Annotated in this window: 18 protein-coding genes and 1 tRNA gene; 12 read left to right on the top strand and 7 right to left on the bottom strand. The window is 73.8% G+C overall.

Annotated features, from left to right (window positions below; translation table 11 throughout):
* Window positions 1–9: 9 nt before the first annotated feature.
* Complete coding sequence (locus ACFQZ6_RS30960) at window positions 10–927, bottom strand: hypothetical protein (RefSeq protein WP_381615724.1); 918 nt, start codon at window positions 925–927, stop codon at window positions 10–12.
* A 476-nt stretch (window positions 928–1,403) separates the two neighbouring features.
* Between ACFQZ6_RS30960 and ACFQZ6_RS30955 the strand changes: the two genes are divergently transcribed.
* Both ACFQZ6_RS30955 and ACFQZ6_RS30950 read left to right on the top strand, forming a co-directional pair.
* Complete coding sequence (locus ACFQZ6_RS30955; protein ID WP_381615721.1) at window positions 1,404–2,459, top strand: ArsR family transcriptional regulator; 1,056 nt, start codon at window positions 1,404–1,406, stop codon at window positions 2,457–2,459.
* A 158-nt stretch (window positions 2,460–2,617) separates the two neighbouring features.
* The gene (locus ACFQZ6_RS30950) at window positions 2,618–3,301 is read left to right on the top strand and encodes an MOSC domain-containing protein (protein WP_381615718.1); all 684 of its coding nucleotides are present in this window, start codon (window positions 2,618–2,620) and stop codon (window positions 3,299–3,301) included.
* A gap of 79 nt (window positions 3,302–3,380) precedes the next feature.
* Here the strand turns inward: ACFQZ6_RS30950 and ACFQZ6_RS30945 are convergent.
* Window positions 3,381–3,454: transfer RNA gene (locus ACFQZ6_RS30945), tRNA-Pro, on the bottom strand.
* 101 nt (window positions 3,455–3,555) lie between these two features.
* On the opposite strand from ACFQZ6_RS30945, the gene ACFQZ6_RS30940 reads away from it, so the two are divergent.
* From ACFQZ6_RS30940 to ACFQZ6_RS30930, 3 genes are all read left to right on the top strand, one after another.
* Entirely contained in the window at window positions 3,556–4,068 is a 513-nt protein-coding gene (locus tag ACFQZ6_RS30940; RefSeq protein ID WP_381615716.1) for a DUF309 domain-containing protein, read from the top strand.
* 49 nt (window positions 4,069–4,117) lie between these two features.
* The gene (cobF, locus tag ACFQZ6_RS30935; RefSeq protein ID WP_381615714.1) at window positions 4,118–4,891 is read left to right on the top strand and encodes a precorrin-6A synthase (deacetylating); all 774 of its coding nucleotides are present in this window, start codon (window positions 4,118–4,120) and stop codon (window positions 4,889–4,891) included.
* Between the two features lie 90 nt (window positions 4,892–4,981).
* Window positions 4,982–7,060, top strand: a complete 2,079-nt coding sequence (locus ACFQZ6_RS30930) for an MDR family MFS transporter (RefSeq protein WP_381615711.1) — start codon at window positions 4,982–4,984, stop codon at window positions 7,058–7,060.
* Between the two features lie 27 nt (window positions 7,061–7,087).
* Here the strand turns inward: ACFQZ6_RS30930 and ACFQZ6_RS30925 are convergent, their stop codons facing one another.
* Entirely contained in the window at window positions 7,088–7,837 is a 750-nt protein-coding gene (locus tag ACFQZ6_RS30925) for a cobalt-precorrin-6A reductase (RefSeq protein ID WP_381615708.1), read from the bottom strand.
* Window positions 7,838–7,972: 135 nt separating this feature from the next.
* Here ACFQZ6_RS30925 and ACFQZ6_RS30920 point away from each other — a divergent pair, with 135 nt between their 5' ends.
* Together ACFQZ6_RS30920 and ACFQZ6_RS30915 are read left to right on the top strand one after the other, a co-directional pair.
* The gene (locus tag ACFQZ6_RS30920; protein ID WP_381615705.1) at window positions 7,973–9,034 is read left to right on the top strand and encodes a glycerophosphodiester phosphodiesterase family protein; all 1,062 of its coding nucleotides are present in this window, start codon (window positions 7,973–7,975) and stop codon (window positions 9,032–9,034) included.
* A gap of 31 nt (window positions 9,035–9,065) precedes the next feature.
* Complete coding sequence (locus ACFQZ6_RS30915; protein WP_381615703.1) at window positions 9,066–9,863, top strand: HAD-IIA family hydrolase; 798 nt, start codon at window positions 9,066–9,068, stop codon at window positions 9,861–9,863.
* Here the strand turns inward: ACFQZ6_RS30915 and ACFQZ6_RS30910 are convergent.
* The 3 genes from ACFQZ6_RS30910 to ACFQZ6_RS30900 form a co-directional block, all read right to left on the bottom strand.
* Window positions 9,860–10,636 carry a sulfite exporter TauE/SafE family protein gene (locus ACFQZ6_RS30910; RefSeq protein WP_381618789.1) on the bottom strand — a complete coding sequence of 259 codons (777 nt, stop codon included), beginning with the start codon at window positions 10,634–10,636 and terminating at the stop codon, window positions 9,860–9,862. The two genes, ACFQZ6_RS30915 and ACFQZ6_RS30910, sit on opposite strands and share 4 nt — an antisense overlap.
* Window positions 10,637–10,719: 83 nt before the next feature.
* Entirely contained in the window at window positions 10,720–12,240 is a 1,521-nt protein-coding gene (locus tag ACFQZ6_RS30905; protein ID WP_381615701.1) for a long-chain-fatty-acid--CoA ligase, read from the bottom strand.
* Window positions 12,241–12,306: 66 nt separating this feature from the next.
* Window positions 12,307–13,494, bottom strand: coding sequence for a thiolase family protein (locus ACFQZ6_RS30900; protein WP_381615698.1), 1,188 nt, complete (start codon window positions 13,492–13,494; stop codon window positions 12,307–12,309).
* 160 nt (window positions 13,495–13,654) lie between these two features.
* Here ACFQZ6_RS30900 and ACFQZ6_RS30895 point away from each other — a divergent pair, with 160 nt between their 5' ends.
* Genes ACFQZ6_RS30895 through ACFQZ6_RS30875 form a run of 5 tightly spaced genes read left to right on the top strand, consistent with a single transcriptional unit; the run spans window position 13,655 to window position 16,270 of the window.
* Window positions 13,655–14,479, top strand: a complete 825-nt coding sequence (locus tag ACFQZ6_RS30895; RefSeq protein ID WP_381615695.1) for an alpha/beta hydrolase — start codon at window positions 13,655–13,657, stop codon at window positions 14,477–14,479.
* A gap of 51 nt (window positions 14,480–14,530) precedes the next feature.
* The gene (locus ACFQZ6_RS30890; RefSeq protein ID WP_381615692.1) at window positions 14,531–14,788 is read left to right on the top strand and encodes a WhiB family transcriptional regulator; all 258 of its coding nucleotides are present in this window, start codon (window positions 14,531–14,533) and stop codon (window positions 14,786–14,788) included.
* Window positions 14,785–15,267 (top strand): Dps family protein, encoded by a 483-nt coding sequence (locus ACFQZ6_RS30885; RefSeq protein WP_381615689.1) that lies wholly within the window; start codon window positions 14,785–14,787, stop codon window positions 15,265–15,267. The genes ACFQZ6_RS30890 and ACFQZ6_RS30885 overlap by 4 nt, the downstream gene beginning before the upstream one ends.
* 26 nt (window positions 15,268–15,293) lie before the next feature.
* Window positions 15,294–15,626 carry a DUF3140 domain-containing protein gene (locus ACFQZ6_RS30880; RefSeq protein WP_381615686.1) on the top strand — a complete coding sequence of 111 codons (333 nt, stop codon included), beginning with the start codon at window positions 15,294–15,296 and terminating at the stop codon, window positions 15,624–15,626.
* On the top strand, window positions 15,623–16,270 hold the full coding sequence (locus ACFQZ6_RS30875; RefSeq protein WP_381615683.1) for an endonuclease: 648 nt from the start codon (window positions 15,623–15,625) through the stop codon (window positions 16,268–16,270). The genes ACFQZ6_RS30880 and ACFQZ6_RS30875 overlap by 4 nt, the downstream gene beginning before the upstream one ends.
* Here ACFQZ6_RS30875 and ACFQZ6_RS30870 read toward each other — a convergent pair whose 3' ends face one another.
* Window positions 16,271–17,512: an amidohydrolase gene (locus ACFQZ6_RS30870; protein WP_381615680.1), complete on the bottom strand. Its 1,242-nt coding sequence runs from the start codon at window positions 17,510–17,512 to the stop codon at window positions 16,271–16,273.
* Between the last annotated feature and the right edge of the window lie 57 nt (window positions 17,513–17,569).

Genomic DNA, 17,569 nt, shown 5'->3' with positions numbered 1-17,569 from the left:
GTCGTCCCTTCAGGTGGTCTGCCGCGACGGGTGTTCGCCGCGGAGGATCAGTGCCGCCTTCCGCAAGGCGGCCAGCCGCATGGCGCGGGCGTTGGTGACGTCGGCCCGGTACCGGGCGCGCAGTGCGGCGAGGTGCCGCCGTTCGGCGTCCGCGGCGGCCTCCGCGAGGCCGGAGGTGACGGCGCACTCGGCCTCGGCGACGGCGTACCGGATCTCGTCGGCCTTGGTCGCCGAGGCGCCCAGCGCGGCCCGCAGGCGCTGCGGCGAGGAGTACGGCAGCCCGCGCCCGGCCACGCACACCGCCCAGCCGCGCAGCGCGCCGGTGACCGCCGGGTCGGTCTCCGTCCGGCTCAGGGCCAGCGAGACGATGTCGCGGTCCACGGCGTCGGCGCCGAACCAGGTGCGGAAGTCGCCGTACAGCTCACCGCGGGCCTCGCTGGTGCAGCCGCGGGTGCTCCGCCCGGTGGTCATGCCGCTGGGGAGCGTGACCTCGACGGTGTCCCGGCCGCCGCCCTGCCAGGCGCGCAGCGCCGCGGCCCGGCGCTGCGGGGTCAGGCCGCGGACGTACGTGTCGACCGGGTCCGCCCCGCGGCTGGCGGCGTCCCCGTCCGGTCCGGAGGGCCGGACCAGGGAGCCGTAGCCGTGTTCACGCGCCCACGCGGGGTCGGCGAGGACGAGGCGCATCGGCGGGGGCGGGGGCCCGTTCCGCGCCGGTTCGGGCACCGGCGGCAGGTGGAACCCGGCACGGGCCATGCAGCGCCGCTCCAGCACCAGTTCGGCCCGGCGCAGGGTCGCCGACTCCTCGGCCGTGACCTGCCGCGGCAGCGCCCGCGCCGGACCGGCGTCCGGCCCGACCGCCCCCCGCCCCGGTCCGCACCCCGCGAGTCCGGCGAGCAGCAGCGCCGTCAGCACGGGCAACAGCGCCACCGCCCGCGGGGACGGCCGCGTCGCCGCCGCCGACGGCCGTGCCTCTGTCGCCGCCGACGGCCGTGTCGCCGTCGACGCTGGCGGGCGCACGGACGACCGCCCTGGCAGCACACCGAATCCACGCACCGGCTCCCCCTCACCCGTTCCCCGGAGTTCCCGCGGGCGCACGGGGGCGTGTGCGGTGGCCCCCGGCCCGACGGACGACGGCAGCGCGCCGGGTGCCACATCCCGGTCAAGGACGGTGGCGCGTGCCGTAGGTGTCACTTCCGGTCCGCTCGCGCGAAGGCGTCTCCCGCAGGCGGACCATCGACTTGGTCGCCCTCAGCGTGACAACGGCTCCATCGCCCCGCACGCACTTTCGGGCTCGACCGAAAGACTTGAGCGGGCGGGACGGGACGGGGCCCGCGCACGTCGGAAACGGCTGTCAGACCCGCGTGAGAGACTCGTTCAACAGCTGATATCACGGGGGTACCGCTGTGCTGCACATCCACTTCTCGTCGGAAGACCTGGGCCGGGTGCGCCTGGCCCCGCAACCGGACCCGGTCTGGGAGCTGCTGCTGAGCCTGCACGCGCTCGGCGGCTCCCCGGACCACATCGTGTTCGGTCCCTGGCGGGCCGAGACCCTGACCGGTCCCGATCCGTCGCTCTCCCTGCTGCTCCAACTGGCGCCGCCCCGCGGCTACTCACCCGACTTCCTCACGCCGCCCGCGGGCGCCGACCTGGAGTCGACGCTGGAGGCCGTGATGAGCGTCGACCGCGCACGGCTGCGCGCCGAACTCACCCTGCTGGCCGCCCAGCGCGGTGAGACGCCGTGGATGCGGCGGGTGGCCGGGGGCGAGGCGGCGGCGATGCGCGAGCTGGGCGCGGCGATGTACCGGTACCACCGGCGGGTCCTGTCGCGTTCGTGGCACCGCATCCGCGCCGTGGTCGAGGCCGAACGCGCCATGCGCGTGATGGACTTCTTCGAAGGCGGTGTCGAACGGCTGCTGGGCAACATCCATCCGCTGGCGCGCTGGGAGCCGCCGGTGCTCAAGGTGGCCTATCCGGTGCGCCAGGACCTGTTCCTGGAGGGCCGGGGGCTGCTCCTGATCCCGTCCTACTTCTGCTGGGGCAGGCCCGTCACCCTGCTCGACGACGCCCTGGACCCCGTGCTGGTCTACCCCGCCAACCGCGACCTCCAGCTCCTCACGGAGGATCCGGCGGCGTCGGACCCCGCGGCCCTGTCCCGCCTCCTGGGGCGCACCCGCGCGGCGGTCCTGGTGGAGGTCGCGGCGTCCGACGGTACGACGGGCGGGGGGATCGCCCGTCGCCTGGGCATGTCGGCCGCCTCGGCGAGCGAGCACGCCGCCGTCCTGCGGGAGGCCGGTCTGATCCTCAGCCGCCGGGTGGCCAACACCGTGTGGCACACCGCGACCCCGCTCGGCCGGGCCCTCGCGGAAGGAGGCCGTCCGGTGAAGGCGCACCACATCTCGGGCGGCGTGCTCCCGCGACCGTCCACCAAGTCCCCACGGGCGGACAGGTGCGCGGTGTGAGCAACGGCCAAGGGCCGGGTTCGGACACCTCCGAACCCGACCCCAGCGCCGAACGAGCCGCCACGATGGCGCCGCCCAGTACGGTGACCGTCGCAGCGCTTGCCTGAGCAGCCGTCGGCTACGGTCGCCGGGCTCAGGGGGATGAAGGGGGGAGACGAATGCGGGTCGACCAACTGTGGCGGTACCCGGTGAAGTCGGTGGGTGGTGAGCGACTGACCGCCGCCACGGTCGGTGCGCTCGGGATCGAGGGTGACCGGGGCATCGCCGTACACGACGAGGGGCAAGAGGTCACCTGGGCCGGTGCTGTTCCGGCGCTCATGCGAGTGCGGGCGGTCACCCTCGGGCCGGGCGTGGCTGAGCTGGTCCTGCCGGACGGCCAGCGGTTCCGCTCCGACGCGCCTGACGCTTCCAGTCGACTCACTGCGGCTGTAGGGGCCAGGGTCACGCTGGCCGAGCACCAGCAGCACCGGCCTGACGCCGCACTCCACGTACTGACCACGACGACACTGCGCAGCCTCGGCTCGGCGCTGCCGGACACCGCGATAGACGTCAGCCGGTTCCGGCCCAACCTGGTGCTCGACGACGTGCCCGGCGACCACGCGACCGGGTACCCCGAGCACGACTGGATCGGCCGCCGGATGGCCATCGGCACGCTGCGGTTGCGTTTCACCGAGGGGTGTGACCGCTGCGTGATGGTCACCAAGGAGACTCCGACTGTCCCGCACGACCGCGCGGTGCTGCGCTGGGTCGCCCGCGAGCTCGGCAACGCCCTCGGCGTGTACGCGGCAGTCGAGCAACCCGGCCATGTCCGCATCGGGGACAAGGCCCACTGGCTCGACTGAAGGCCCTCCACTGTGACCGAGCACCAAGGGCCAGGCTCGGATGCCTCCGAACCCGGCCCTGACCTGCGACTCATACGAGTCGGGACGACAGGATTTGAACCTGCGACCCCTTGACCCCCAGTCAAGTGCGCTACCAAGCTGCGCCACGTCCCGGTGCGCTGTCCCGCGGGGAGCCGCGTGATCGCGCGGACAGCACTTTACCGCACGTGCGGGGGCGGATCGAAGGGGGCGCCGGGGCGGGGGACAATCGGCGTATGAGCGGTGAGGCGGGACGGTGGCAGGCCGGGGCGCGGGACCGGGACGCGGAGGGGCGGGCGCGGAACGCCCGGCCCCGGGACGGGCTGGGGCGGCCCCTGCCGTACGGGGCGGACGGGGTGGAGCGGCAGCCCGAGGGGGTGGTGCGCGGGCCGGAGGAGACCGTCGTCGAGGCGCAGGCGCTGCTGGACGCGGGGAAGCCGTTCCACGCGCACGAGGTGTTCGAGGACGCCTGGAAGTCGGGGCCGGAGGCGGAGCGTGACCTGTGGCGGGGGCTCGCCCAGGTGGCCGTGGGGCTCACCCACGCGGCCCGTGGGAACAGCACCGGCGGGGCGCGACTGCTGCGGCGCGGCGCGGGGGCCGTCGTGGAGTGGGCGGCGCGGACGGGGCGGCAGCGGCCGTACGGGGTGGACGTCGCCGCGCTGGAGGTGTGGGCGGCGCGGCTCGCGGCGGACGTCGAGGGGGGTGCCGGACCGGTGGACGCGGCGGCGCGGGCGCCCCGGCTGCGGTGATCCACCGGGCGGTGGCGGCACTGTCAGTGGCGTACGGCAGACTCGGGGTGTGCGAGAGATTCATGTCATCGGCATCGGCGCGGGCGACCCGGACCAACTGACCCTCCAGGCGGTCAGGGCGCTCCGGGACACCGACGTGTTCTTCCTGCTCGACAAGGGCGAGGCCAAGTCCGACCTCACCGGGCTGCGCCGGGACATACTGCGCACGCACCTGCCCGAGGGCGGCTACCGCGTGGTCGAGGCGCGCGACCCGGAGCGGGACCGCGGCGCGGGCGGCGCGGCGTACTCGCCCGCGGTCGGTGACTGGCGCAGCGCCCGCGCGGAGATCTACGAGCGGCTCATCCGCGAGGAGCTGGGCGAGGACGAGCGCGGGGCGTTCCTGGTGTGGGGGGACCCCGCGTTGTACGACAGCACGATCGGCATCCTGGAGGAGGTGCTGGAGAGGGGTGCCGTCGCCTTCGCGTACGACGTCGTCCCCGGGGTGAGCAGTGTCTCCGCGCTGGTCGCCCGGCACCGCACCGGGCTGAACCGGGTGGCCCGGCCCGTGCAGATCACCACCGGGCGGCGGCTCGCGGAAGGGTTCCCGGAGGGCGTCGACGACGTGGTGGTGATGCTGGACGCGCAGCAGGCATTCCGGCGGTACGCCGACCGGGACATGGACATCTACTGGGGCGCGTACATAGGCACCCCGGACGAGATCCTCGTCTCCGGGCCGATCGCCGAGGCGGCGCCGCGGATCGAGCGGCTGCGCGCCGAGGCGCGGGAGCGCAAGGGGTGGATCATGGACACGTACCTGCTGCGCCGCCACCCGGCGGAGGACTGAGGCGACGCGACGCCCCCGCACTCCAGCGATCCGCACCCAGGCGGCCCGGCCCCGCGTGCGGGTGCCCCCGGGCGGTGTGATCGTGACCTCGTGACCGTCACCGAGAGCACCGCCCCGCCCGCCGCGCAGCCGCCCGTGCTGGACGTGCGCCGCCGGAACATCGTCTTCGTGACGATCGTGCTGGGCATGTTGCTGGCGGCCCTGGACCAGACGATCGTCGGCACGGCCCTGCCCACGATCGTGTCGGACCTGGGCGGTGCCTCGCACATGTCCTGGGTGGTCACCTCGTACCTCCTCGCGGAGACCGTGGCGACGGTGCTGGTCGGCAAGTTCGGCGACCAGTTCGGGCGGAAGCTGGTCTTCCAGGTGTCCACGGTGGTGTTCATCGTGGGGTCGTTCCTGTGCGGGCTGGCCTCCAACATGACGCTGCTGATCGTCTGGCGGGGGATGCAGGGCGTCGGCGCGGGCGGGCTGATGGTCACCTCGATGGCGCTGATCGCGGATGTGATCCCGCTGCGCGAGCGCGGCAAGTACCAGGGCGCGATCGGGGCCGTGTTCGGGGTGGCGACGGTCATCGGGCCGTTGCTCGGGGGGCTGTTCACCGACCATCTGTCGTGGCGGTGGGCGTTCTACGTCAACGTGCCCATCGCCATCGTGGTGGTGTTCGCCGCCGCCCGCACCATCCCGGTGGTGAAGGCGGTGGTCCGGCCGGTCATCGACTACCTGGGCATCGCGCTGGTCGCGGTCGGGGCGAGCGCGCTGATCCTGGCGACGAGCTGGGGCGGCACGGAGTACGCGTGGGGTTCGGGGGTCGTCGTCGGGCTGTTCGTGGGCGGGGTGGTCGCGCTCGGGCTGTTCTGCCGGGTGGAGTCCCGGGCGGCCGAACCGATGCTGCCGATGCGGCTGTTCGGCAACCCCGTGTTCGCCGTCTGCTCGGTCCTCAGCTTCATCGTCGGCTTCGCGATGCTGGGCGCGCTGACCTATCTGCCGACGTACCTCCAGTACGTCGACGGCGACTCCGCCACGATCTCCGGCGTGCGGACGCTGCCGATGGTGATCGGGCTGCTCATCGCCTCCGTCTTCAGCGGGAACGTGGTCAGCAAGACGGGCCGGTACCGCGTCTTCCCGATCGTGGGCACGGTGGTGATGGGCCTCGGGCTGTTCCTGATGTCCCGGATGGGGCCGGGGACGGGCACCTGGCTGGAGTCGCTGTACATGTTCGTGCTCGGGACGGGGATCGGCCTGTGTATGCAGGTGCTGACGATCGCCGTGCAGAACACCGTCGACTACGCCGACCTGGGCACCGCCACCTCCGGCGTCACCTTCTTCCGTACGCTGGGCAGTTCCTTCGGCACCGCCGTCTTCGGCACCATCTACACCAACGCCCTCACCCCCAACCTCACCGACGGGGTCGCGGAGGCGGCGCGCACCGGCGCGGTGGACCCGGCGGACGTCTCCCGGGCGGCGACCAGTCCGGAGGGCGTGCACGGGCTGCCGTCGGAGGCGGCCGGGCCGATCGTGGGCGCGTACGCCGACACGATCCAGACCGTGTTCCTGTGGACCGTGCCGGTGGCGGCCGTCGGGTTCGTCGTGGCGCTGTTCCTCAGGCAGGTCCCGTTGCGTGACAGCGCGCGGCTGGTCTCCACCGACATGGGCGAGGGCTTCGGTTCCCCGCGGGCCGCGGATTCCCAGCCGGTGCTGGAGGCCGCCGTCGCGCGGATCATCAGCGGTACGGACCCGGCGACCCTGCGCCGCATCGTGCGCGACTCCGACACCCGGCTCGACCCGGCCGGTGCCTGGGCCGTGATGCAGGTGCAGTTGCTGCACCGGCTGGTCGGCCACGCCAGCCTCGGCCTGATCGCCGCCCGGCGGCGTGTGCCGCCCGAGGTGCTGCTGCCGGTCTTCGACCGCATGGTCGACGAGGGCTACCTGACCCGCGACGGCTCCCTGCTCTCCCACACCCAGGCCGGTGCCCGCGAGGCCAAGGTCATCAGCGGCGCCTGGACGAGCTGGCTGGAGGAGCACGTCCAGCGGGACGTCGGCCGCCCCACCACCGACGAACTCCACGCCGCCGTCGACGCCATCGCCAAACGCCTCCTGGCGGAGGACCTCAGCGGCGGCCTGCCGGAACGGGCGGGCGCACTGGCGTCCAGCGGGGCGACGCGCTGAGCACGGCGGTTCCCGTCCGCGCCCGCGTCACTTCAGGTGGCGCCCCAGCCACTCCACCGCCCCGGCCACGTCCGGCACCGCCCGCGTCCCCGGTGGCAGCGGGGGCCGTCGTACGACGACCACCGGCAGGGCGAGGTCCCGGGCCGCCGCGAGTTTGGCGGAGGTCGCCGTGCCGCCGCTGTCCTTGGTGACCAAGGTGTCGACGCGGTGGTCCCGGAGCAGCGCCGACTCGTCGGCGGCGGTGAACGGGCCGCGGGCCAGGATGACATCGAGGCGGGGCGGCAGGGGCGGCTCGGGCGGGTCCACCGAGCGGACGACGAAGTGCGGGCCGGTCAGATGGGCGAAGGCGGCAAGGCCCAGGCGGCCGGTGGTGAGGAGGACCCGGCGGCTGCCGAGGGCGGGCAGGAGGTCCGCCGCCGCCGGGAGGGAGGGCACGGGATGCCAGCGGTCCCGTGGGCCCTGGCGCCAGCCGGGACGGCGTAGCACCACCGCGGGCACCCCGGTCGCGGCGGCGGCGCGTGCCGCGTTCGCGGTGATGGTCTCGGCGAACGGGTGGGTGGCGTCAACGAGCGCGTCCACGCGCCGCTCCCGCAGCCAGGCGGCCAGCCCGTCGGCCCCGCCGAAGCCGCCGGTCCGCACCTCGCCCGCGACCGCTCCCGGCCGCGCCGTGCGCCCCGCGAGCGACGTGGTCACCCGCACGCCGGGGTGCCCGGCCAGGACGGCGGCCAGTTCACGGGCCTCGGTGGTGCCACCGAGGATCAGCACATGGGAGGGCATGGCAGGGACCCTACGTGACCCCGCGCGCCCGCGTTCCGTCAGCGTTCACGGTCCCCTCATCCGCGGGTCTTCAAGCGCCGCCCGGCCCGAACTACCGTCTCGGCGTCGCCCCGTCCCCGATGAGTGAGGTTCGCGATGTCCGTACGGCATGTCCTCGCCGCCCTGACCCTGGCCACGGTCCCCGTGCTGGCCCTCCCCGCCACCGCGCACGCCGCCGTACCGCCACAGAAGCAGAAGGCGCACTTCGACCTCCAGGCGCACCGCGGCGGCCTCGGCCTGACCACCGAGTCCACGCTGGAGGGCTTCGGCAAGGCGCTGCGCCTCGGTGTCTCCACCCTGGAGCTGGACACCCAGATCACCAAGGACCGCAAGGTCGTCGTCACCCACGACCGCCAGGTCAGCGCGCAGAAGTGCCGGGACACCGCGCCGGTGGTGCCGGGCGACCCGATGTACCCGTACGTCGGCAAGTACGTCAAAGATCTGACGCTGGCCCAGATCAGGACCATGGACTGCGGCTACCAGCAACTGCCCGGCCACCCGGGGCAGGAGCGGATCGCGGGCGCCCGGATGGTCGAGCTGAAGGACGTGCTGGACCTGGTCAAGCGGTACCGGGCCCGGCAGGTCACCCTCAACGTCGAGACCAAGGTCGAGGCGGGCGCCCCCGAGCAGACCGCGCCGCGCGAGCTGTTCGTGCGCCGGGTCTTCGAGGAGATCCGCGCCTCCGGCATCGAACGGCAGGTCACCATCCAGTCCTTCGACTGGGGCGCCCTGAAGGCCATGCACGAACTGGCGCCCCGCTGGCCGCTGGTCGCGCTGACCAACCACGACTTCCTCCAGGTGGGCCAGCCCGGCGCCTCCCCCTGGCTCGGCGGCATCGACGCCGACGACTACGACGGCGACTTCGTCAGGGCCGCCGCCGCCATCCCCGGCGTACGGGCCCTCTCCCCCAACTACGGCTTCCCGCAGAACGGCAAGATCGGCGACCCCGGCTTCCGCTTCTACCCGGACCGCCAGATGATCGACTCCGCCCATGCCCGGGGCCTGAAGGTCGTGCCGTGGACCTGCGACGACCCGGCCACCATGGAGGCGCTCATCGACCTGGGCGTGGACGGCATCATCACCGACTACCCCGACCGGCTCCGGCAGATCATGGCCGACCGCGGGATGCGCCTGCCGAAGGCGTACCAGCCGCGCTGAACGACAGCGCCCGACTGACTATGGTCGAGTGATGGAGTCGGTACGTGGTGTCCTGATCGACATCGACGGGGTCCTCACCGTGTCCTGGCAGCCGCTGCCGGGCACGGTGGCGGCGTTGCGGGAGATCCGGGACGCCGGGCTCCCGGTGGCCCTGGTCACCAACACGACGTCCCGCACGCGGGCCTCGATCGCCGGGACGCTGGCCGACGCCGGGTTCCCGGTGGACGCCGGGAACATCCTCACCGCGCCCGCCGCGACCGCCGCGCACCTCGCCGGGAAGCTGCCGGGCGCGCGCTGTCTCCTGCTGAACCACGGGGACGTCGCGGAGGACCTGGCCGGGGTGACCGTCGTGGCCGACCCGGGTGAGGACGTCGACGTGGTCCTCGTCGGCGGCGCCGGGCCCGAGTTCGGCTACGCGGCACTGAACCGCGCCTTCGGGCACCTCCAGCGCGGCGCCCGGCTCGTCGCCATGCACCGGAACCTGTACTGGCGTACCGACCACGGTCTCGACCTGGACTCCGGCGCCTTCCTCGCGGGCCTGGAGGCGGCGGCGCGGACGGAGGCCGAGGTCACGGGGAAGCCGTCGCCCGCGTTCTTCGCGGCGGCCCTGGACCGGCTGGGCGTGGCGCCGGACGCGGCGCTGATGGTCGGCGACGACGTCGAGTCCGACGTGCTGGCCGCGCAGCGCGCCGGGATCACCGGTGTGCTGGTGCGGACCGGGAAGTACCTGCCGGAGACGGAGCGGGCGGCGAGCGGCACGCCGGACCACGTCATCGACTCGTTCGCGGACCTGCCCGCGCTCCTGGGGCCGCGCGACGCCACGCGCTAACGCAACAGCAGTTGCAGGCCCCCCACCACCGTCGCCGCGATCACGAGTTGTTCGAACAACCGCTGGTTGATCCGGTTCACCGCCCATTTGCCGAGTAGCGCACCCGGCACCACGAACCCCACCAGCGCCGCGTCAAGCAGCAGCGAGTTCCCGTCGATCAGCCCCAGCCCGGCACTGAAGGGCACCTTGGCGACGTTCACGATCAGGAAGAAGAACGCCGACGTGCCGAGGAAGCCCAGCTTCCGGAAGCCCGCCGACAGCAGGTACATCGCCATCACCGGGCCGCCCGCGTTCGCCACCATCGTGGTGAAGCCGCCCATGACCCCGTACGAGCGGGCCTTCCAGCGGCCCGCCCTGGTGGCCACCGCGTCCGGTTCCGCCGCCGCCCGCTCCGCGATCCGCCGCCGCCACACGGTCACCCCGGCCATCAGCAGCAGGATCGCGCCGATCGAGGTCCGTACGCTCCCGTCGTCGGCCCACAGCAGGAACAGCGTGCCCGCGACCACGCCCACCCCGACCGCGGGGAACAGCCGCGCCAGCGTCGGCCAGTGCGCGTGCCGCCGGTAGACGAGCACGGCGAGGACGTCGCCGAAGATGAGCACCGGCAGCAGGATGCCGGTGGAGGCGCGGGCGGGCAGCACCGCCGCGAAGATGGCGAGGCTGACCGTGTTGGCCCCGCTCACGGCGGTCTTGGAGAAGCCGACGAGCAGGGCGGCCACGGCGAGCGCCGTGAACCCCCAGCCGGATATGTGCCACAGCGTCATCGTGTCCATGCGGGCACCGATGCTATGCCCACGCATGTGCCGACCGTAAGGACCGTCTCGGCAGACGGTCCCGCACAGGGGGGGGCAGCGGGTCACCCGGCGTCCGCGTACCGCGCCCGCAGCTCCCGCTTCAGCACCTTCATGCTCGGCCCGAGCGGCAGTTCGTCCGTGAACCGCACCTGCCGCGGGTACTTGTGCCTGCCGAGCCGCTCCTTGGCCCACTCGGTGAGCGCGGCGGCGTCCGGTACGCCGCCGTCACCCGGCTCGGGTACGACGACCGCGCACACCTCCTCGCCGTGCAGCTCGTCCGGCAGGCCGATCACGGCGACCTGGGCGACGCCGGGGTGCCGCATCAGGACCTCCTCGACCTCGCGCGGGTAGACGTTGAAGCCGCCGCGGATGATGACGTCCTTCTTGCGGTCGACGATCCGCAGGAAGCCGTCCTCGTCCTTGGTGCCGAGGTCGCCGGTGCGGAACCAGCCGTCGACCATCGCCTCCGCCGTGGCCTCGGGTCGGCCGAGGTAGCCGGAGAAGACGTTGTGGCCGCGGATGACGACCTCGCCCAGCTCCCCCACCGGCAGCAGCTCGATCCGGTCGTCGGTCTCGGCGCGGGCGATCTCCACCTCCACGCCCCACAGCGGGTGCCCGATGGTGCCGGGCCGGGCGCCGAACCAGGGCTGGTTGACGGTCGCCGTCGGCGAGGTCTCGGACAGCCCGTACCCCTCGTAGATCCGGGCCCCGAACGCCGCCTCGAACCGCTCCAGGACCGCCACCGGCAGCGAGGCGCCGCCCGAGACACACACCCGCAGCTCGGGCAGGGCGTCCGCGTCGGCCGCGGCGGCGGCCAGCGCGACGAACATGGTGGGCACGCCGTGGAAGGTGTTGACGTCCTCCTTGACCATCAGCTCGATCGCGCGGGCGGCGTCGAACCGCGGCAGCAGCACGAGCGTGGCGCCCGCCCGCCACACCGAGTTCATGGACACCGTCTGCCCGAAGGCGTGGAACAGCGGCAGCGCGCCCAGCGCGATGTCGTCGGCGCGGATGTCGTTGGAGTCGAAGGCGTTGACGGTCGCGTTCATCACCAGGTTGAAGTGGCTGAGCACGGCGCCCTTGGGGACGCCGGTGGTGCCGCTGGTGTAGAAGACCACGGCCGGGTCGTCGGCGTCGCGGGTCTCGTACGAGCGCAGCGGTTCGGCGTCCGCGGCGAGCCGCTCGAACTCCGCGCCCAGGGTGACCGTCCGCACCCCGACGGCCTCGGCGGCGGCGGCGCCGGTCGCGGCCTGCGCGGGGTGGCAGAGCAGCAGGGTGGCGCCGCTGTCCCTGAGCACGTGCTCGACCTCGCCGGGCGACAGCAGCAGGTGGACGGGGACGACGACGGCCCCGGCCGCGGCGATCGCGTGGTACGCCGCCGGGAACTCCGCGGTGTTGGGCGCCATCAGCGCCACCCGGTCGCCCGGCCGCACCCCGAGCCCGGCCAGCGCCCCGGCCTGGGCGCGGGCCCGCTGCCACACCTCGGCGAAGCTCAGCCGCAGGTCACCCTCCACGAGGGCGGTCTTGTCGGGACGGCGCCGGGCGTTCTCGGCGAGGATGGCGGCGACGGAGAGGGTTGCCATGTGCGGGTGTGCTCCGTTTCTCGATCAGCGACTCATGAGACCTGCTGGGGGCGGCGGGAAACGCGCCTATCCGCGCTGCACCAGCACCGCGCTCCCCTGCCCCACCCCGACGCACATCGTGGCCAGCCCCCGCCCCGCGCCCGTCCGCCGCATCCGGTGCAGCAGCGTCGTCAGGATCCGCGCCCCCGAGCACCCCAGCGGATGCCCGAGCGCGATCGCCCCGCCACTGGGGTTGACCAGCTCGGCGTCGATCCCGAGCTGGTCCACGCACGCGAGCGCCTGCGCGGCGAACGCCTCGTTGAACTCGGCCTCCTCGACCTCCCCGACGCCCCACCCCACGCGGGCCAGCGCCTTGCGGGTGGCGGGGACGGGCCCGATGCCCATGACGTCGGGGTGCACCCCGGCCGAGGCCCCGGCGACGTACCGCCCGAGGGACTTGAGGCCGAGGTCGTTCAGCGCCTCCTCGCTGACCAGCAGCAGCCCCGCGGCCCCGTCGTTCATAGGGGAGGCGTTGCCCGCGGTCACGGTGCCGCCCTCGCGGAACACGGGCCGCAGCTTGGCCAGCTTCTCGTAGGAGGTGTCCTCGCGGACGCACTCGTCGCGGTCGACGACGACACCGTCGGGCCGGGTCACCGGCACCAGTTCGTCGTCGAAGTGCCCGTTCTTGCGCGCGTCGGCGGCCCGCTGGTGGCTGCGCAGCGCGAACTCGTCCTGCCGGGCGCGGGAGACGCCGTACCGTGCGGCGACCTCCTCGGCGGTCTCGCCCATGGACAGCAGCCCGTGCAGGTCGGCCATCCGCGGGTTGACCAGCCGCCAGCCGAGGCGGGTGTCGGCGGTCTCCATGCGGTGCGGCAGCGCCTCGTCGGGGCGGGGCAGGACGAAGGGGGCGCGGCTCATCGACTCGGAGCCGCCCGCGATGACGACGTCCGCCTCGCCCGCGGCGATGGTGCGGGCGGCGGCGGTGACCGCCTCCAGGCCGGAGGCGCAGAGCCGGTTGACGGTGGCGCCCGGCACGGAGTCGGGGAGCCCGGCGAGCAGGGCGGCCATGCGGGCGACGTTGCGGTTGTCCTCGCCGGACTGGTTGGCGGCGCCCCAGTAGACGTCGTCGATCCGAACCGGGTCGAGCGCGGGCACCCCGTCGACGAGGGCGCGGATCACGACGGCGGCGAGGTCGTCGGGGCGTACGGCGGACAGGGCGCCGCGGAGCTTTCCGATGGGGGTGCGGCGGGCGGACGCGAAGTGGACGGGACGCACGAGGGGACTCCTGACCGACACTGGGCTCCAGTGACCAGTAACCAGTAAGCAAGGACCAGCGGCAGCTTAATTAGCACTGCTAGTTTTGGACTATAGACCCGGGACCCGCCCCCTGGGAAGATCCCCGGAGGCACCTTCACCCACCCCGGGAGGCGACCAGATGACCGACGTCCGCGCCCACGCCCTCGACGGCACCCGGGGCGTGATCGCCGCCCGCGAGTGGCCGCACCCCCGGCCGCGGTACCTCGCGCTGCTCGTGCACGGCTACGGCGAGCACATCGGCCGCTACGCCGCGCTGGCCGCCGTACTCACCGGCCACGGCGCGGCCGTCTACGGGCCCGACCACGTCGGGCACGGCAGGTCGGCGGGCGAGCGGGTGGTGATCGAGGACTTCGAGGACGTCGTCACCGACGTGCACACCGTCGCGGCACTGGCGCGCGCCGCGCACCCCGGCCTGCCCGTGGTGCTGGTCGGGCACTCGATGGGCGGCCTGGTCGCCGCGCGCTACGCCCAGCGGCACGGCGCCGAGCTGACCGCCCTGGTGCTGTCCGGGCCGGTGATCGGCGCCTGGGAGACACCGGGGCAGTTGCTGGCGCACGCCGAGCGGCACGGGGAGGTCCCGGACATCCCGGTCAGCCCGTCCGCGCTCTCCCGGGACCCGGAGGTCGGACCGTCGTACGCGGCGGACCCGCTGGTCTGGCACGGCCCGATGAAGCGCCCGACGCTGGAGGCGTTCGTGCGCACCCTGAAGGCCGTCGACGAGGGCGGCACCGTGGCCCCGCTGCCGGTGCTCTGGCTGCACGGCGCCGACGACCGCCTGGTCCCGCTGCCCGGCAGCCGCACCGGCGTACGGCGGCTGGCCGGGGACGGCCCGCTCACCGAGCGGGTCTACCCCGGCGCCCGGCACGAGGTGTTCCTGGAGACCAACAAGGCCGAGGTGTACGCCGACCTGATCCACTTCCTGGACGGCGTGCTCACCCCCTGAGACCCGAACGGGTGGCGTTTGCACCTTTTGGCCTTGGGCACCCGCGCCCCCATGGAGTGGTTGCGCAGTGCGGCCTGTGTGGGAGAGGACCCCGAGCTGTTCTTCCCCGTGGGCACCAGCGGACCGGCGCTGCGGGACACAGCCGCCGCGAAGCGCGTGTGTGCCCGTTGCCCGGTGATCACCGACTGTCTGGTCTACGCGCTGGACAGCGGACAGACCTCGGGTGTCTGGGGAGGGACCTGTGAGGAGGAACGCGGCGAACTGCTCCGTACCGCAAGAGCCGACGCCACAAGGAGAAGCACGGTATGACTGTCGTCAAGAGCACGCTGCCCGAGGACGCCCGCCGGATCGCCGGGGACGCGCTCCAGGGCACCCTCGTGGATCTCCTGGGCCTGTCCCTGATCGGCAAGCAGGCGCACTGGAACATCGTGGGGCCCCGGTTCCGTTCCATCCACCTCCAGTTGGACGAGGTGGTCTCGGCGGCGCGTGACTTCGCCGACACCGTCGCGGAGCGCTCGGCCGCGCTCGGGCTGCCGCCGGACGGCCGCCCGGAGACCATCGCCAGCGCCTTCACGCTGCCCGGCCCGAAGGAGGGCTGGGTGCGCGACAGCGAGGTGGTCGAGGTGATGGTGGAGTCCCTCGCGGCGGCGATCGAACGGCTGCGGGAGCGCGTCGACGCCACCGACAAGCCCGACCCGGTCACCCAGGACCTGCTGATCGGCATCACGGCGGAGCTGGAGAAGCAGCGCTGGATGTTCGACGCGGAGAACTGGCCCCGGGAACACTGACGGCACGGATGAGGAAGGGGCAGGCCATGAGCGACCCCCTCGAACTCGACACGCTGTGGGAGGACTTCCACCGCGTGGTGAACATGACCTCCAACGAACTGGCGACCTGGCTGCGGGTCAGCGACGCCGACGAGGACACCGAGCCCCTGCCGGACCACGCGGGTGAGCCCATGGGGCAGCACGTCCTCGCCATCCTCCAGAAGCGGCGGACGGACCTCACCGACGACGACATCGAGGTGATGTACGAAGTCGTGGACACCATCAGCGCCGAGGCGGACCTGGAGAACGAGCCCGAGGCCGACCAGACCCGCCGCAGGCACCACCTGATGTCCCTCGGCCACGACCCGCTGAAGCCATGACCGACGACCGGCGCGTGCTGCGCGAACTGGTGGGCGCGCACGGGCGGACGTACGCCGAGGAGGCGGGCGTCCGGCTGCGGGACACCCCGCAGCCGCTGTACCAACTGCTGGTGCTGGCCCATCTGCTGAGCGCCCGCATCCGCGGCTCGGTCGCCGTCGCCGCCGCCCGCGAACTGTACGGCGCCGGGATGCGCGACCCGAAGCGGATGGCCGGGGCCACCTGGCAGCAGCGGGTGGACGCGCTGGGCCGGGGCGGCTACCGGCGCTACGACGAGCGCACCGCCACCCAGCTCGGCGACGCCGCCGAGCTGGTCACCGAGCGCTGGGGCGGCGACCTGCGCCGGATGCGCGCGGAGGCGGACGGCGACGGGGAAGCGCTGCGCCGACTGCTCCAGGAGGTCCCGGGGGTGGGCCCGGCGGGCGCCGACATCTTCCTGCGGGAGGTGCAGCGGGTCTGGCCGGAGTTCGCCCCCTACCTGGACGGCAAGGCCCTCCAGGGCGCCGAACGGCTCGGCCTGCCGAAGGACCCCGCCCGGGTGGCGAGGCTCGCCGGTGACACGGAACCGGCGGTGCTCGCCGCGGCGCTGGTGCGGGCGTCGCTGGACAAGGACGTGGTGGAGGACAGCCTCCACCGCGCCGCCTGATCACCCGAGCCGACTGAGCGCGGCCGACACCAGCGTCCGCACCCCCGGCAGCAGCACGCCCAGGTCGGGCGCGAACAGCGGGCTGTGGTTGCTGGGCACGCCGCCGATCTTCTCCGCGAGGTCGGCGCCGGGCACCGCGTCCCACACGGCGGCCGGGGTCGAGGTCACGAACCAGTAGTCGTACGGCACCCCGGGCGGCGCCAGCCGGGAGAAGTCCTCGCTGCCCATCGCCGGGCCGAAGTCGAACACCGCGCCCGCGCCGAACAGTTCCCGGTGGGCCGCGGCGACCTCGGCGTCCAGGGCGGCGTCGTTGACGGTGTTCGGGAACTCCGCCGAGAGGGTGATCTCCGGCGGGGACGGACAGCCCGCCGCCTGGCACTCCCCCGTCACGATGCGCCGTACGGCGGTCAGGATCCGCTCCCGGACCGTCGGGTCCTGGGTGCGCAGGTTCAGGGTGAGCGTGGCCTCGGCGGGGATGACGTTGGCCTGGGAACCGGCGTGGAAGCGGCCCACCGTCAGTACGGCGGAGTCCTTCGCGGCGACCTCGCGCGAGACGACGCTCTGCAACCGGGTGACGATGTAGGCGGCCGTCACCAGCGGGTCGACGGTCGTCTCGGGCCGCGAGCCGTGGCCGCCGACGCCGTGCACGACGACCTCGATGTCGTCGCTTGCCGACAGCAGGAGGCCGGGCGTGTGCGCCAGCAGCCCGGCGGGGCCGGGTGCCGCGTGCTGCCCGAACAGCGCGTCGGGGCGCGGGAACCGCTCGTGGACGCCGTCCGCGACCATGGCCGCCGCTCCCCCGCCGCGCTCCTCGGCGGGCTGCCCGACGACGACCACCGTGCCGGACCAGCTCCCACGGGCGGCGGCGAGCGCCTCGGCGGCCCCGGCCAGCCAGGTCACGTGCAGGTCGTGGCCGCAGGCGTGCATCACGCCGTCCACCGTCGAGGCGTACTCCAGGCCGGTCGCCTCCTTCACCGGCAGCGCGTCCATGTCGGCGCGCAGCCAGACCACGGGCCCGTCCCCGTCGCGGAGGACGCCGACCACGCCGGTGCGGCCGACGCCCTCGGTCACCTCGTACCCGGCGGCCCGCAGCCGCGTGGCGAGCCGGGCGGCGGTGCGGTGCTCCGCGAACGCCAGCTCGGGGTGCCGGTGCAGGTCGCGGTAGAAGCCCTCCAGATCGGCGGCGTCGAGCTGGGCGGTGGCCTCCCGGGTGCGGCGGGCGACGGCGGCGGGGTCGCTCATGGGGCTTCCTTCCTGCTGCTCCGTTCCGGCACGGGCGGGCACGGAGCCGCGCCCGTG

This window comes from Streptomyces flavalbus (assembly GCF_042674625.1).
GTDB classification, from domain to species: domain Bacteria; phylum Actinomycetota; class Actinomycetes; order Streptomycetales; family Streptomycetaceae; genus Streptomyces; species Streptomyces flavalbus.
Note: the sequence above shows the minus strand (reverse complement) of the source record. Positions and strands in the feature narration are given on the sequence as shown.